The organism is Atopococcus tabaci DSM 17538 (assembly GCF_000429585.1).
GTDB classification, from domain to species: Bacteria; Bacillota; Bacilli; order Lactobacillales; family Carnobacteriaceae_A; genus Atopococcus; species Atopococcus tabaci.
Window position 1 is genome coordinate 1 of sequence record NZ_AUCD01000066.1, and the last position, 13,657, is coordinate 13,657.

Annotated in this window: 14 protein-coding genes and 1 pseudogene; 3 read left to right on the forward strand and 12 right to left on the reverse strand. The window is 45.3% G+C overall.

Going from position 1 to position 13,657, the window contains the following annotated elements; all coding sequences use genetic code 11:
- Window positions 1–247: transposase (locus G470_RS14200; protein WP_205617917.1), on the forward strand; the 247-nt coding region annotated here is incomplete at its 5' end.
- A 229-nt stretch (window positions 248–476) separates the two neighbouring features.
- Here the strand turns inward: G470_RS14200 and G470_RS0109355 are convergent.
- From G470_RS0109355 to G470_RS0109380, 6 genes are all read right to left on the reverse strand, one after another.
- The gene (locus G470_RS0109355; RefSeq protein WP_240470669.1) at window positions 477–1,955 is read right to left on the reverse strand and encodes a DUF1538 domain-containing protein; all 1,479 of its coding nucleotides are present in this window, start codon (window positions 1,953–1,955) and stop codon (window positions 477–479) included.
- Between the two features lie 53 nt (window positions 1,956–2,008).
- Complete coding sequence (locus G470_RS0109360) at window positions 2,009–2,683, reverse strand: P-II family nitrogen regulator (protein ID WP_084172167.1); 675 nt, start codon at window positions 2,681–2,683, stop codon at window positions 2,009–2,011.
- Between the two features lie 189 nt (window positions 2,684–2,872).
- Entirely contained in the window at window positions 2,873–4,174 is a 1,302-nt protein-coding gene (locus G470_RS0109365) for a mechanosensitive ion channel (RefSeq protein WP_028274596.1), read from the reverse strand.
- A gap of 142 nt (window positions 4,175–4,316) precedes the next feature.
- Window positions 4,317–4,928, reverse strand: a complete 612-nt coding sequence (locus tag G470_RS0109370) for a hypothetical protein (protein ID WP_028274597.1) — start codon at window positions 4,926–4,928, stop codon at window positions 4,317–4,319.
- Between the two features lie 64 nt (window positions 4,929–4,992).
- Window positions 4,993–5,760: an SDR family oxidoreductase gene (locus G470_RS0109375; protein ID WP_028274598.1), complete on the reverse strand. Its 768-nt coding sequence runs from the start codon at window positions 5,758–5,760 to the stop codon at window positions 4,993–4,995.
- A 22-nt stretch (window positions 5,761–5,782) separates the two neighbouring features.
- A complete protein-coding gene (locus tag G470_RS0109380) occupies window positions 5,783–6,421 on the reverse strand; it encodes a phosphoribosyltransferase (RefSeq protein ID WP_028274599.1) in 639 nt (212 codons plus the stop codon).
- Window positions 6,422–6,605: 184 nt separating this feature from the next.
- Between G470_RS0109380 and G470_RS0109385 the strand changes: the two genes are divergently transcribed.
- The gene (locus G470_RS0109385; protein ID WP_028274600.1) at window positions 6,606–7,469 is read left to right on the forward strand and encodes a glycosyltransferase family 8 protein; all 864 of its coding nucleotides are present in this window, start codon (window positions 6,606–6,608) and stop codon (window positions 7,467–7,469) included.
- 39 nt (window positions 7,470–7,508) lie between these two features.
- On the opposite strand, the gene G470_RS0109390 is transcribed toward G470_RS0109385, so the two are convergent.
- The 3 genes from G470_RS0109390 to G470_RS0109400 all read right to left on the reverse strand — a co-directional run bounded on the left by G470_RS0109390 (window position 7,509) and on the right by G470_RS0109400 (window position 9,705).
- Window positions 7,509–7,790, reverse strand: coding sequence for a DUF503 domain-containing protein (locus G470_RS0109390; protein ID WP_028274601.1), 282 nt, complete (start codon window positions 7,788–7,790; stop codon window positions 7,509–7,511).
- A gap of 23 nt (window positions 7,791–7,813) precedes the next feature.
- Complete coding sequence (locus G470_RS0109395; protein WP_028274602.1) at window positions 7,814–9,082, reverse strand: YeeE/YedE family protein; 1,269 nt, start codon at window positions 9,080–9,082, stop codon at window positions 7,814–7,816.
- A 74-nt stretch (window positions 9,083–9,156) separates the two neighbouring features.
- The gene (locus tag G470_RS0109400) at window positions 9,157–9,705 is read right to left on the reverse strand and encodes an O-acetyl-ADP-ribose deacetylase (RefSeq protein ID WP_028274603.1); all 549 of its coding nucleotides are present in this window, start codon (window positions 9,703–9,705) and stop codon (window positions 9,157–9,159) included.
- Between the two features lie 229 nt (window positions 9,706–9,934).
- On the opposite strand from G470_RS0109400, the gene G470_RS15135 reads away from it, so the two are divergent.
- The gene (locus tag G470_RS15135; protein ID WP_420806590.1) at window positions 9,935–10,561 is read left to right on the forward strand and encodes a TMEM164-related integral membrane acyltransferase; all 627 of its coding nucleotides are present in this window, start codon (window positions 9,935–9,937) and stop codon (window positions 10,559–10,561) included.
- A gap of 156 nt (window positions 10,562–10,717) precedes the next feature.
- Here the strand turns inward: G470_RS15135 and G470_RS13280 are convergent.
- From G470_RS13280 to G470_RS13285, 3 genes and pseudogenes are all read right to left on the reverse strand, one after another.
- Window positions 10,718–11,650 (reverse strand): annotated as a pseudogene (locus G470_RS13280) (ATP-grasp domain-containing protein); the annotation flags it as partial.
- Between the two features lie 177 nt (window positions 11,651–11,827).
- Entirely contained in the window at window positions 11,828–12,118 is a 291-nt protein-coding gene (locus tag G470_RS15035; RefSeq protein WP_205617920.1) for an MFS transporter, read from the reverse strand.
- Window positions 12,016–13,104: an MFS transporter gene (locus G470_RS13285; RefSeq protein WP_205617921.1), complete on the reverse strand. Its 1,089-nt coding sequence runs from the start codon at window positions 13,102–13,104 to the stop codon at window positions 12,016–12,018. The genes G470_RS15035 and G470_RS13285 overlap by 103 nt, the downstream gene beginning before the upstream one ends.
- Window positions 13,105–13,657 lie beyond the last annotated feature (553 nt).

The following is a 13,657-nucleotide window of genomic DNA, read 5'->3' on the forward strand; positions in this document are numbered from 1 at the left end:
CTTCTACGACTTCCCGGCCGCAATCCGGCGGAGCCTCTACTCCACCAACCTGATTGAGTCCTTCAATAAGCAGGTCAAGAAGTACAGCAGGCGCAAGGAACAGTTCCAGAACGAGGAGTCCATGGACCGCTTCCTGGTCTCCCTCTTCGAAAACTACAACCAGAATTTCCTGGACCGCAGCCATCGCGGGTTCCAGCAGGCGGAAGGAGAACTGCTCGGGCTGTTCGAGAAACTGGCGAATAATTAGAAAAATTTCTGCAGCAGGGAATTTCATTTACACAAAATTATTGACGCTCCCCCCCTGTTTAAGAAAACACCTTGTTTCTTTATACAATTATACATTATTTATTGGTATATCTTTCGTATATATAGTACCATGATTTGTTGCTTTTGTGGGATTTGTTTTGAAAGGGTTTTATTCAATGAAAAACAAGCACGCATGAACGAACCATCCACGTGCTTGTTTTGTGTTTTTTTTAAGTTTTTTCGTTTTCCAATGCTTTGGACCGCTGTGTATAGATGAAGCCGAAAAGTTGCAACGTGATCATCGGCATCATTGCGACCAATGCAATCATCCCAAATCCGTCAATCAATACATTTGCACCTTCTGTAGCCTGCGCGGCACCTTGGATGAACACCAGGACGAATGTGGTCACCATCGGTCCGGTCGCTACGCTGCCTGCATCGAACGCCATTCCGACGAAGTGAGTCGGAACCACGCGGCTGAGTCCCAAAGCGAGGATATAGCCCGGCAGCAGGATGTGCCACAATTCCAAATCAGACACTAAAATGCGCAGCATCGACAAGAAGATGGCCAACCCGACACCGATGGACAATGCAGCGGTAATGGGTCCGCCTTTGATGGATCCGCCGGTGATGTCTTCGATCTGACGGGTTTGGACACTGACGGACGGTTCCGCCAATATGGTGACCATCCCCAGCACGAAGGATGCCAGCAGCAAGTACACTTCGTTTCCTGAAGCGGCTAAATTGTAGCCCATGAGTGTACCGGTTTCCAAGAAGCCTGCATTGATCCCAGACAAGAAGAAAATAAGGCCGATATAAACATAAATTAGCCCGAATACAATTCGACGAAGCCGCTGACGTTTCAACTTCAATGAGAAGATTTGGTAAACCAAGAAAATCATTACGATTGGCGAAATTGCCAGAAACACCTCTTGTGCCTGCCGCAACATTTCAGCACCGAAAACTTGGAAGATATTGGCGGTGATTTCTGCTCCCGGATCCAGTGAGCCTTGGATTTCATCTTGTCCAGACAAGATACTTAAAATCAAAACAGAGATAATGGCGCCACTTGCCCCGATTCCCACCAGTCCGAAACTGTCTTCTTCCGATGAACGGGAGTCTTTCTTCATTTGGGCAATTCCTGTGGCAATTGCCAGCAAGAACGGCACCGTCACTGCTCCTGTCGTGGCTCCAGATGCGTCAAAGGCAATCGCCAAAAACTCACCGGGGGCCAGGAACCCCAGAATCAGGATTAATAAATACGTCCCAAGAAATAGATTTTTCATCGAAAAGTTCATGACAATCCTTAAAATGCCCAGTGCAACCATGAGAGCTACACCAATCGCCACGACAATTAAAATGGTCATACTGCCAATTGCTCCGCCGGTGACAGTGCTGATTTGGTTAGCCAACACCAACAACGATGGTTCTGCGATTGGGACGAAAAAGCCGATCACTAATCCAGCCGCAACGACAATCCACAGTTTGTTGCTGAGCGTGATCCCTTTCCCCAAATATTCGCCGATTGGAGACAGCGATATGTCGACCCCCACCAAGAAGATGGTTAGTCCAATGACGACAAATGCCGTCCCCATCAAGAAGCGCCCCAGTGCATCCATTTCCAATGGAGCGATAGTGAAGTGAAGCAGCAACACGAACAATACAATCGGCAGTACTGATTGTATTACTTCAAAAAATTTCTCGGTCATCCTATTCACACGGATAACCCCCATTCCCCCTATTTATTACAAATATTTTCATGTTAAACGATCCCTCTCGTCTCTGCCAGATCCATTGTGAACAACACTCCGCGATTCGGTTTTTCGATATCCAATTCTTTGGAGATGGCTTCCACAATATCATCGGCAGTAGTTTTTTCTGCTATAATCAATACAATATCTTTTTCAGGTTCGATTTCCATGTTAAATACCAACCGCGCCTGTTTGGCTCCGGTACCGCGCGCGTGGATGATTGTTCCACCCTGAGCCCCTGCTTTTTGAGCAGCTTCCATGACATCTTCGGCTTGGCCGCGCTCGACAATGGTAATGATCGCTTGAGACAAATCTGCTGCCTCCTTTCGCTTTTTGCTGATTCTTCTTTCGCCTTCTATCGGTTGCGCATGAACCCCCAATACGCGGGACAGTGGGACGGTAAACCCGATTCCATGATTCGGGCGGTCCAAATGCAGTCGGAAAGCCAACGCCTGGAACGCGTCATCGATTGCGTTTTTAGAACCGACCAACAGCACTATTTCTCGGCGTACATTGTCCAATCCTAGAAACCTCATCATCTTTTTACGTACCGTTCCTTCCCCGTAAAAGACGGTTCCGCCCATTATTTCATGTTCACGGGCAATTTTTAACACTTTGGACCCTTCATCATCGTTCAAAATAAGGCACAACATATGCATGTCCATTTCTAAAGGCATGTCAGACATATACTTTCATTTCACCCCTTACTTCTAAATGCGTTTCTTCATTACTGACCCTTTTTAAACTCCCCTTTCGCTTGAAAGAGGTTTGATGAAAAAAGGTCAGTCATAGTTTTAATTTTAACATACAAGGGAATTTATTTCAGACAGGAAAAAAGACCACTCAAAGGAGCGGTCTTTTTCGTTGTCAATTTTTTACGATTTGAACTCGTCTTTTGCTTGTTCAATCATATCATTGTCAGGTGTTTCGTTCTTAGCTGCTTCACGATCCATTTTGCTTTCCAATTTGCGTAATTGGTTGCGGGCGAAGTCTCGTCCACCGACACCAAACGCAATGGCAAAGGCAACGGCTGCTCCTCCAATAAGGAAGATGAACGCGGCATTGACAATGCTGGTAGCAAAGTTCAATTGATCCAATGCCATAAAGACGGCGAATGCAATCAGCAGGTACTGTACCAATGCGCCCAACCATTTGCTGCCGGCTGAACGGGTAATGAAGTTCCCAAGCAGCTGACCGCCGACAATTCCCAAACCAAGGATAATCAGAGCAAACAGCAAGTTCGGGATGTAGCTGATGATTGCCGCGCCGATTGTATTCAACACTGCCAAGTTCAATGCGTTCAATGCTTCTACGAAGAAGAACAAACCAATCAGAACTGCGACGACTTGACCGATGACTTGCGCCAAATCAATTTTCGCGCGTCCGGATGGGCTAAGAGATGTCGATAGCTTGTTGATGCCGGTTCCCTGCAGTAAATCTGCCACTAGGTCACCGACGAATTTGGCGATGACAATTCCAACCCCCAACAGGATAACGGCAACCAGAATGTTTGGAATGGCAGCCAAGATACTGTTCATGACGTTGATGATCGGCGTAGAGATGGAACGAATATTCAATGCTTCCAATGCAACGGTCAGAATCGGAATCAAAATCAAAATATAAACGATATTGGCCAGTACTTTTGCAATGGTGTCTTTTTGTTTTCTGGACGGCGTGACTTCAGATGCGTCCACATTGTCCGAGCCGCCGGTGAACTTATCCACCATTCTGTCCACGTTCATCGACAAGGCTAAGTTGTACACCAAGTTCTTCACGAAGCGTCCGACAACCACTGCGATCACGATAAGGAATGCAGCCGCAATAATGTTTGGCAGGTATGCCAACGCGGTGTTGATCATGTTGCTGATTGGAGCGGCGACTGATCTCAATCCGAATACATCGAAAATGCTCGGCAGGAATAAGACCCAAACAAGATAATAGAACACTTTCGCCATCGAATCGATTGACTGATTCGCCTGTTCTTCCGTATTGGCAGCCCCCCATTTTTGCAAACGATTGTCAAAGTCAATTGCTTTCAGCCCTTTTGCAACGGCCTTTTTGACTAGGGTGGCAATCACCCAAGCAACCAATATAAGAGCAATCCCACCGATCAAGTTGGGCAAGAAATGAACAAATGAATTCCAAGCAGAGCCCAACGAATTGGTGACCTGATCCATAATAAATCCTCTCCTTCTTAATAAATAGTTTATAAATACACACTTAGTATACGGAGAAAAGACCGTTCCGTAAAATAATACGACTTAAATGTGTCTATTTATTGAACAAAAAAACCAGCCTGTTCAGGCCGGTTTCACCTTTTTATTTCGAATTTGTTTCAATAATTGCCCGCACATCGTCTAGTGAATAGTGGACTTCGTGGTGGTCGTTCCAAACTTGGGTCAGGTGGGTCAAGTTGGCTGCGCCGTAGATAGCCTTGGTTGATTCGTACATTTTCAACAAAGCAGCTTCATTTTCATCCAACGGCGCCTTCTCTTGAATTTGAGTTTCAGTAACCGGCTGCTCTTTCATGGTGTTTTCGTCTGCTAGTCGTTTCATTACATCTTGAATTTCTCTGGGAACGGAAACTTGCATCTCCAGTCCTCTGCGAAAAACAAACACCAATCCATGCTCAGCCAAGGTGCTGTACGTAGAGAGTTCTTCCTGTTTAATCACTTTTAGCGGTTCGTCCAGCAGTTCATTCAAAAGCACCCAATCCGCTTCCGGAACGATGATATCCGCTTTTTCCAGACGAGACAATATTGTTCGCTCCAACTCTTCTGCGAGCTGTTCTTTTTTATGGCTTTTTTTCAAGCTCGCATCAAGTGTATCGCCAACTTTGAATAAGATACTTTTTGTATAGCTGGACAGGCTGTCCGTCAATCCGCTCTTTGGTTCTTTGTTGATAATCGGCATTCCTAATTCGGTATCCATTCTATCCCCCTCACTTTTTAATCTACCTCTTTATCATACCGTAAACAGCATTTTCTTCAAAACCTTACTTTTGAGGAGAGGTATACGTCCATCCTTCATCATCGTGGTAGATCATCCGCTTGCTCATGCCGCCGTCGATGAGGATGTTTTCGCCATTGATGAACCGGTTGTTTTCATCGCATAAAAACAACACCAGCCGCACCACGTCTTCCGGGGTACCAACGTGACCGGAAGGGTGCTGCTGCAGGTCCGATTGGGAAAACACCGGGCTTTCCGTCGTCTCAATCCAACCGGGAGAAATGGCATTCACTCTCACTTTTCCAGAAAGACTGACAGCCAAGCTGTGCGTCAAGGCAGAGATGCCTCCTTTTGCAGCAGTGTAACTTTCTGTATCTGCTTGAGACTGGAATGCACGTGAAGAAGAGATATTCACTACCGACGCTCCTTCTGTAAAATGTGACAGCAGCAGGCGTGTCAACTCATAAGGGGCAGCCACTCCGACCTTCAACGCCGCGACAAAGTCCTCATAGGAACAATTTGAAAGAATGCCTCCCTTTGTCTCCATCGCATTGTTAATCAAATACGTCACATCTCCATACGTGTCATGGACTTCCTGGACAAACTCGCGCAATGTCTTTGGATCTGCAAGGTCACCGTGGAAAAAGAGCACTTCTTCGCCGGCTTTTTCCAATTCTTTTTTCAAACTGGCGCCGGCTTCTTTGTCTTGGTCGATAAAAGCCACTTTCGCACTGTGAGCCAGAAACCCTTTCACCACTGCTTTTCCAATTCCGTGTGCACCGCCTGTGACAACAGCCGTTTTGTCTTTGAACATTGCCGTCTCTCCCTTTGTGTTTTCAATCTTGGTCGTAGATTCGTTTCAACATAGCGATCACTTCTTCATCTGGAACTTGACGGAAGTCATGGTAATATGCCCCCACGCCCCCTAAAAACACGCGCGGCACTTCCACTGCTACCATGTCATCTGCCAGCCGCTCCAATTGCCTCAATGTATCGGGTGAGACAACCGGAAGTGCGCCGATGATCTTTTTCACGTTCATGCTTTTTAACTGCTTTAAGGCGGCAAGCATGGTAAAGCCTGTCGCAGCTCCGTCATCCACCAAAATAACCGTTCGATCTTTCCATGGTACGTGATTGATAGACGGAAGGTACGATTCTTTCCGCCGTTTGATTTCTTGGCGTTGGCGTTTGATTTCATTCTGCAACCAGACTTGGTCCACATACTGGGTCTCGATTGGGTGAAGGAGCGGCTCCCCTTCTTCTCCCACTGCTCCGATGGCGTATTCCGGGTGCATAGGATGGCCGATTTTTCGGATGATCAACAAATCCAAAGGGGCATCCAACGCCTTTGCGACTTCCACACCAATCGGGACGCCTCCCCGCGGCAAGGCCAAAACAACCGGCTTCGTGTCTTTGTATTCAAGCAATTTTTCGGCCAGCTGTTTGCCCGCATCTTCACGGTCCAAAAATCTCATGACTTTTCCTCCTTTCGCTTTATTTCTTACCTATAAAATACCATGAAGCGAATGAGAAAGAGAACCGATAAACATCTGGCGCATAAACCGTTTTTGTCGCATTTTTTAACTAGAGTGGGCTATAATCAAGGGTATCAGTATGTTCAATTGTTCGTTTTGTATCAATCAAGGAAGGAGTGGTCAGATGCATCAAGAGAATCGATTGGCTGTGATTACTACTGCAAATGGAGCGTTTTTGCCGCATGCGGCGGTGTTGATTTCTTCTGTACTTCAAACCAAGCATCCGGACACTCGAATTGATTTTTTTATTTTGGATGACGGGATTTCATTGCCTCACAAAGATACCTTGAATCACATGGTGGCAGATGAACAGGCAACCCTCAGTTATCTGCAGGTGGACGCTGACTACTATCACTCGTTTGTATCCAATGAGCGTTTCCCTGATGCCGTTTATCACCGCATCAGCATTCCTGATTTGTTGGAAGAGTTGGACTATGACCGCGCTTTGTATTTGGACAGTGACATGATTGTCCGCGAAGATTTACGGGAATTATGGAACACGCCTCTGGAAGGAAACATCGTCGGAGCGGTCGAAGACGTCGGATTTCATCCCCGTTTCCAGCAAATGGGTGTTCAAACCAGAAATGGAAAATACTTCAATTCCGGCATGTTGTTATTTGACTTGAATCGTTGGCGGGAAGAAGCGATTGGGGAAAAAGTGTTTGCATTCATTGCAAAAAATGCGGAAAAACTGCATTTTTACGACCAAGATGCCTTGAATGCCGTGTTACATGACCGTTGGCTGCCTCTGCATCCGCGTTATAATGCACAAACCGGATTGTTGACCAAAGAAAACATCCACCCTGATCCAGAAGGCGAAAAGCGGCACGAAGAAGCTCGAAACCGCCCGGCTGTCGTCCACTTCAACGGCGTGCACAAACCGGATCATCCTGAGTGTGAACACCCTTATGTCCACCACTACAGAGAAATCCGTGAACGGTCTCCGTTCCCGATGGCGCAGAGTTTTAAAATCAGTTCTTTGAAATAAACAAATCAGCGAGGCCGGGACAACATCCCAGCCTCGCTTTCAGTATTCCATCCATTCAGTGTGGATGATTTCAACCGGATAAAGATCTTCGATTTCTTTTAGAACCTGCTGCAGCACTTTTTGTGCGTGCCGGCGGTTATTGGTAACAATGCCGATTCCTATGACCCCTTTATTCAACACCTCGTTTTCGTCCACTTCCGCCGCACTGACGTTGTAGCGGTTGTGCATCCGGTCAATGATGCTTTTGACCACACTCCGTTTGTCTTTCAATGAATACGAGTCCATGATTAAAAATTCCACTTCCATTCCCATCAATACCATACGACTGCTCCCATTTCCTTCCTTTATTCATTTGCCTTATGGATTGTGCTCACTCTTCCGTTAAAAGCTGTCATTGTGGCGATGGATCCCATCGCGCCAAAGAACAACACTGCCCAGCCGGACAAGGAAAGATTGACGATTCCAGAGTACAAGGCCCCGATGTTTCCACCACCGGCCAACATCGCTCCAAACCCCATCAACAAACCGCTGATCATATACCAAGGCGCCTCGCGCCACTTCATATTCCATGACAAATCAAAAGAATTTGATGTGAGGCTGTACAGCAGTGCTCCGCCGAGAACTCCAGCATTCCGCACGCTTTCTGTATCGTTCCAAATGCCGTTTTGTAACGTCTTGAGCGTCTGGCTGAATGCTGGATGGTCAAACGAAACACCGAACTGGCTGAATAAAGCGACAGCAGCCTTAAGCAACGGCTTGGTGACTTTCAACGTTTCTCCTGTAAAAATCAAAGAAACAAACAATACCGCCGATACACTGACAACCCCCAGCAGTGCCGGCCAATTCGCTTGAAACAAGGTATGATACATCCCGCCTTGCCGGGCTTCAGAAAAAGTTTTTATCGGATGTTTTTCTTTTTCTTGTTTTCCCTTCGTCTCATAGGTATCTTCTTGCTTTCGTTTCTTTTCATAACTTCTCGTCAAAAGGAACACTGCGCCGGCCAATGCGGCGGTAAGAAGCAGGGCTCCGGTGTAGCCTGCTTGGTCCGGCAGATACATTCGTATGCTGTACTGACTGAGGGAAGATTGGTCAAAGGCTGTCTTAGCCACCTGCCCAGGAAGGGTGCCAATCAAAAGAAAAAGAAACGTCAACATGTAACGGCCATTCCCCTGTCCTGTTTTTCGCAGTGTCTCTGAGCCGCCGCCCTTGTTGATGACCATGCCAGAACCAAACAACAACGAACCGATGATTAAGCTCAAATCTACCGGCGAAACAGCACTTGTTCCTGGAATAGCAGTTTGCGAACCCGATGCTTGGAATTGCAAAACTGCGCCATCTGCAGCAGCAATAGAGTGAATCACTGTAGTTCCCAATGCCCCAAAAACAAACATAAGCAGCAAATAATAAAAGCGCGTCCCGTCTCCAGTGTTAAAGAACTCTACATAAATAGTAGCGAAACCGATGCGTGACCGCGTGAGGATGTATCCTAACACCCATCCCACAAAGAGAAACGTCCCTAATTGTGTGTTGTCATTCCATAACCACACATTGAACACCAACAAACCAATCATAAGAAAAAAGCCGACAGCCCTTTTAATTTTTTTACGATCCATCTTTCTTTCTCACACCCTCTCCTCTCATCAGGAAAAGTAAAGCCCCGGTTACGGAGTTCGGCCGGGGCTTTACTTTAAGCAAAATACAAGTCATACAGTTTTTGATAGTAGTGGTAAGTTTCGTCATCGAAAGCCACAAAATAGACTTTTTCTAATTCCGATGCATCATGTTGCAGCAAGGCATCCAACACCGAATCAAACGCGATTTTTGCCGCTTCTTCCACTGGGTACCGGTATGCCCCCGTACTGATGGAAGGGAAGGCAATGGTTTTGATGTTGTTGGCTAATGCCGTTTCAAGTGAGTGGTCGTAGCACTGCCGCAATAACTCTTCTTCGTTGTGCTGCCCATCCTGGTAAACAGGCCCGACTGTATGGATGACGTAAGCAGCAGGAAGGTTATAGCCTTTAGTAAGTTTGGCTTCTCCTGTTTCCGCTCCGCCGAGGGTTTTCGTTTCTTCCAACAATTCAGGTCCTGCCACCCGATGGATGGCGCCGTCTACACCGCCACCTCCCAATAAACTTTTATTGGCTGCATTGACAATGGCGTCTACATTCATTTCGGTGATGTCGCCTTTGACGACCTCAATTCGTTCTGCTTGTTCGCGTATATCGATTGTTTCCATCTTTATCCGCCTCCTCGCTTCCATTTTAGAATAAAGCCGAGAAAATGACCAACCAGACGCTGAACAGTTTTACTTCCTTTTTACATGACTTTGGTATACTGAAGTTAGACTTTCATCTAGGGAGGACATGTGCATGAATTTGCTTTGGGACCAGGAAGTTCCTTATATCCCACTGTTTGGGTTCCACTACTTTCTCTATATCACCGCTATGCTTCTTTTGCTTCTTTTGATGATCCGCCGCCGTAAATTCGTCCGTCGAAAATCAGAAACCGTGCGGAAGTGGCTGTTGCTGATTGCAGTGGCACAACAAATTTTATTGTATTCCTGGTATATATTCGAAACGGGATTTGACATATCGGACGCTCTTCCCCTCCATATCTCGCGTATTTCCAGTTTGCTGGGCATTGTGTTTTTACTGACAAAAAAGCACTCCACGATGGACCTGCTCTTTTATTTTGGACTGTACGCGTACGGTTCTTTTTTCTACCCAAGCCGCGTATACCCTGCGTATCATGCTCTTGGGATGTCTTTTTTCATCAACCACGCCTTGACCATCCTCTTGCCAATCTTTGCAGCATTGGCATATGATTGGCGCCCTTCTTTCATCGGACTCATCAAATCGTACGGCTGGTTTTTACTCTATTTCGTTTTCGTCTATTTTTTGAATCCACTGATTGACGGAAATTACTTTTACTTGAAACACCGCCCTTTTTTTGGACACTGGCCCGACAGTCTCTATGTCCCTGTCGTTTTGATCTTTACTTTCGCTATTTTCCTGATTGGATACGGCACTGCCCGATTTCTTGACCGTCAGGTGTCTCACGGAATAAAAAGAAGCAGTCGTCGGCTGAAATAACAAACCTGACGACTGCCTCTTTAATGATACAGTTTTTTTTGTGTCTTCGAAATTGTTTTCGGTAATGTTGTCTTCTGGGCGGACAAAATACGTCTCCCGGTAACGCATCATCCGCGTTCCCCAGATAGGTTCCGACACGGGGGTTTCTCCCAATACCGCATATTGGATGAACAACTTAGGAAAATTCACTCCGGCTCCCAAACTCATCACCTGACTCCCACAAAAACGCGGGTTGACATCGGTCAATTTGTATCCGTCTTTTCCATGCATAAACTGCATATTGAAAAACCCGATGTTTACAAGTTTTCCTGCAATCTGTTCGGTTGCTTCCAAAAGCGCTTCTTCTTTTTCAATAGTTCCGTCCAACACCAATCCGTTGGAAACGCCGGTGCGCTTGCGGGGAACAGCCACCACCACTTCGCCGTCATGCACAAATACGTCTACACTGTACTCTGGCTGCTCCAACTTTTCCATCAGGATTCTCCGGGTGTCCTCTGTAACGGCAAGATAGTCTTCCACACTGGTCACTTTTCGGTTTCCTGATTTCACTGCTTTCAAAAAGTTCTCCCGGTCCGTCACAATCGCGAAACCTAGCGCGCCATATCCTTTGACGTCTTTGACAATCAAATGGGTTTCTTCAGGAAAGTGTTGTTCTTTCAAATGAAGGAATTCTTCGTTGGTGGTGAATCCGATGTAATGAGGGATGTATTGGTGCAATCCATATTGTTCCATATGCAAGTATACGGCCTCTTTATCCAACAAATCATTGTAAACAGGGCTTTCCGGCAAAGCGACTGGTATATCCAATTGTTTTCGATACTCATGATAAAGTTCTGTTTCCATCGGATGTCCGGGAAACACTACATGGATAGATTCTTCCTTGATCACTTCTTTTATTCTATTCATATATCCAGAGAAATCGGAGAAGCGAGGAATTTGATAGACTTTATCGCAAAACAAATTCCCTGCTGTAAGCAAACGCCGGTCTGCTCCGATGATTCGGACATCATCCATCTCTTTTAACCCTTTTAAGATACCTTGCGCCACCGGTCCGCCAATGGAAGTGACTAATACGTTTGTCGTTCCCATGCTCTTCTCCTTTTAATACCCATAATACTTATATAATCACTTTTCCGTTCAATTTTAATTAAGTGTCTCTTCTAGTTTAACAAAATTTGAAAGCACTGTCAGTAACTTTCACTTTCATCCTGTATAGAAAAAAAGACACAAGTCCTCTTAAGAGGTATGCTTGTGTCTTTTTTCGACTTAAAGTTCTCCGCGTTCTTGCAACTCTTGAGTGATTTCCGCGTGACGTTTGTCGGTCAGTTTGTAGAACGGACCAAAGATCAAAACAGCAGCGATGGACATCACAGCCGGAACCAAGAAATACACAGTTGCCATTCCGGAAAGTGTTTCAGCAGTTTGTTGTTGATTAGCGACATACCCAATGGCAGTCAATGCAGCCCCAGGAAGAAATCCAGCGAATCCCTGCGCAATTTTACGTACGAAACTGTATGCAGAATAGGGATTCCTTCTGAACGCAATCCAAATTTCCATTGAGTGTATTCAATGACGTCTGCAACAAATGCAAAGGCCACTGTATTTGCCAAACTCAAGAAGAAATAAGAGAACAAGTTGACGATTAAGAAGGTGGTCATTTGGTCTCCGGTGAAGAAGTAGTTCACGAATTCAAAAATCGCAAACCCACCTGTACCTAAAACGGCCAAGTTTTTCTTCCCAAACATAGCAACCAAATTGGAAGAAAGGAACAATGCCGGCAGCAAAGCGACCATATTCAATATGCTGACAAAGCTCACAAGCGTATCCTGTCCAAGGGCGTATTCGAAGTAATACAGTTGAAATCCGATTTTTAAGAACATTCCGCCGATACTCAAAATAGTGTATGCGGACAACACCCAGAAAAGACCCCTTTTGAACAAGTAACTCAACGCTTTTTTGCCGTCGCCTTTCACGCGTTCTTTTTTAGAGATGAAACATTCTTCTGTTTCTTTGTAGGTAATGATGTGGCACAGAATTCCCAAAACAGCAAAAATTGCCACGGTTGCCGGCCAACCGATTGCCGGGCTTCCGAACGCGTTCACAATCGGAACGACCACTGTTCCTGTAGCCAAAATCCCCACTTGAGTACCTAAGTTACGGAATACAGAAAGAGAGGTACGTTGAACGGAATCTGTCGTCATGGAACTGGACAATGATCCATACGGTACATTGACAACCGTGTACGCCAAACTCATGAGGTTATAAGTCAAGAAGGCGTAAACCACTTTTGCCGCTTCATTCAAATCAGGTGCCAAAAAGGCTGCGATAGTAGCGATGGCGAGGAAAGGCGAACCGAACAAGATAAATGGCTTAAATTTCCCTCTAGGTCCGATTTTACGAGAATCGACCCATGTTCCCACCAGTGTGTCCGTGATTGCATCCACAAATTTGGTGACTAAGAAAATTACTTCGCCCCAATAAGCAGAAATTCCTAATACATCAGTATAGAATGTCAATAAGTAAACTTGCGCCAGTTGGAACATCAATCCGTTTCCGGCGTCCCCTAAACCATAGGCAATTTTTCTTTCAAAGATATTTTGGGCGTAGCGGCTTTCTGTACTTGTGTTTCCGTATACTCCACAACAATTCCTCCTGAAATTAATTAGTTAGTTTTACAAAGTTCACGTATTCACAAATGCAACGCGAACGATTTCAAAAAACAGATATTTTTCAAACTTTTACTGGGACCAACTTTAGTCTTGGGATGCGGTCATCAACTTGTACCCGCTCTCATTACTTTTGAATAAGAACAAAAATCGTTTTCATCGTAATCCTTACCAAAAATACTTGCTGTTTCACTTTGTAAAACCATGTTTCGTTTAATCCTTTCGTATCTTATGATAAAAACATTTGATTGCCAATGACTGAAAGCAGTTCACTTTAAACAAAAGTATTTATTTCACAAACTTGTCACTGTCTTTTGTCTGTTATTGTACAAAAAATGAGGCTGGGACAAAAGGTCCTGGATTCTAAAATAAAAGAGAACTTACATTTTCTGTCAAAGAATTTGTAAGTTCTCTTATTTTATTACATTAT

What these genes read in the sequence shown, in the direction of transcription:
- G470_RS0109365 (WP_028274596.1), bottom strand. Translation starts at nt 4,174, where the DNA reads ATGGATCAGGTCACCAATTCGTTGGGCTCTGCTTGGAATTCATTTGTT.
- G470_RS0109385 (WP_028274600.1), top strand. Translation starts at nt 6,606, where the DNA reads ATGCATCAAGAGAATCGATTGGCTGTGATTACTACTGCAAATGGAGCG.
- G470_RS0109355 (WP_240470669.1), bottom strand. Translation starts at nt 1,955, where the DNA reads ATGACCGAGAAATTTTTTGAAGTAATACAATCAGTACTGCCGATTGTA.
- G470_RS15035 (WP_205617920.1), bottom strand. Translation starts at nt 12,118, where the DNA reads ATGGAAATTTGGATTGCGTTCAGAAGGAATCCCTATTCTGCATACAGT.
- G470_RS15135 (WP_420806590.1), top strand. Translation starts at nt 9,935, where the DNA reads ATGATCCGCCGCCGTAAATTCGTCCGTCGAAAATCAGAAACCGTGCGG.
- G470_RS0109370 (WP_028274597.1), bottom strand. Translation starts at nt 4,928, where the DNA reads ATGGATACCGAATTAGGAATGCCGATTATCAACAAAGAACCAAAGAGC.
- G470_RS0109375 (WP_028274598.1), bottom strand. Translation starts at nt 5,760, where the DNA reads ATGTTCAAAGACAAAACGGCTGTTGTCACAGGCGGTGCACACGGAATT.
- G470_RS0109380 (WP_028274599.1), bottom strand. Translation starts at nt 6,421, where the DNA reads ATGAGATTTTTGGACCGTGAAGATGCGGGCAAACAGCTGGCCGAAAAA.
- G470_RS0109360 (WP_084172167.1), bottom strand. Translation starts at nt 2,683, where the DNA reads ATGTCTGACATGCCTTTAGAAATGGACATGCATATGTTGTGCCTTATT.
- G470_RS13285 (WP_205617921.1), bottom strand. Translation starts at nt 13,104, where the DNA reads ATGTTCCAACTGGCGCAAGTTTACTTATTGACATTCTATACTGATGTA.
- G470_RS0109390 (WP_028274601.1), bottom strand. Translation starts at nt 7,790, where the DNA reads ATGGTATTGATGGGAATGGAAGTGGAATTTTTAATCATGGACTCGTAT.
- G470_RS0109400 (WP_028274603.1), bottom strand. Translation starts at nt 9,705, where the DNA reads ATGGAAACAATCGATATACGCGAACAAGCAGAACGAATTGAGGTCGTC.
- G470_RS0109395 (WP_028274602.1), bottom strand. Translation starts at nt 9,082, where the DNA reads ATGGATCGTAAAAAAATTAAAAGGGCTGTCGGCTTTTTTCTTATGATT.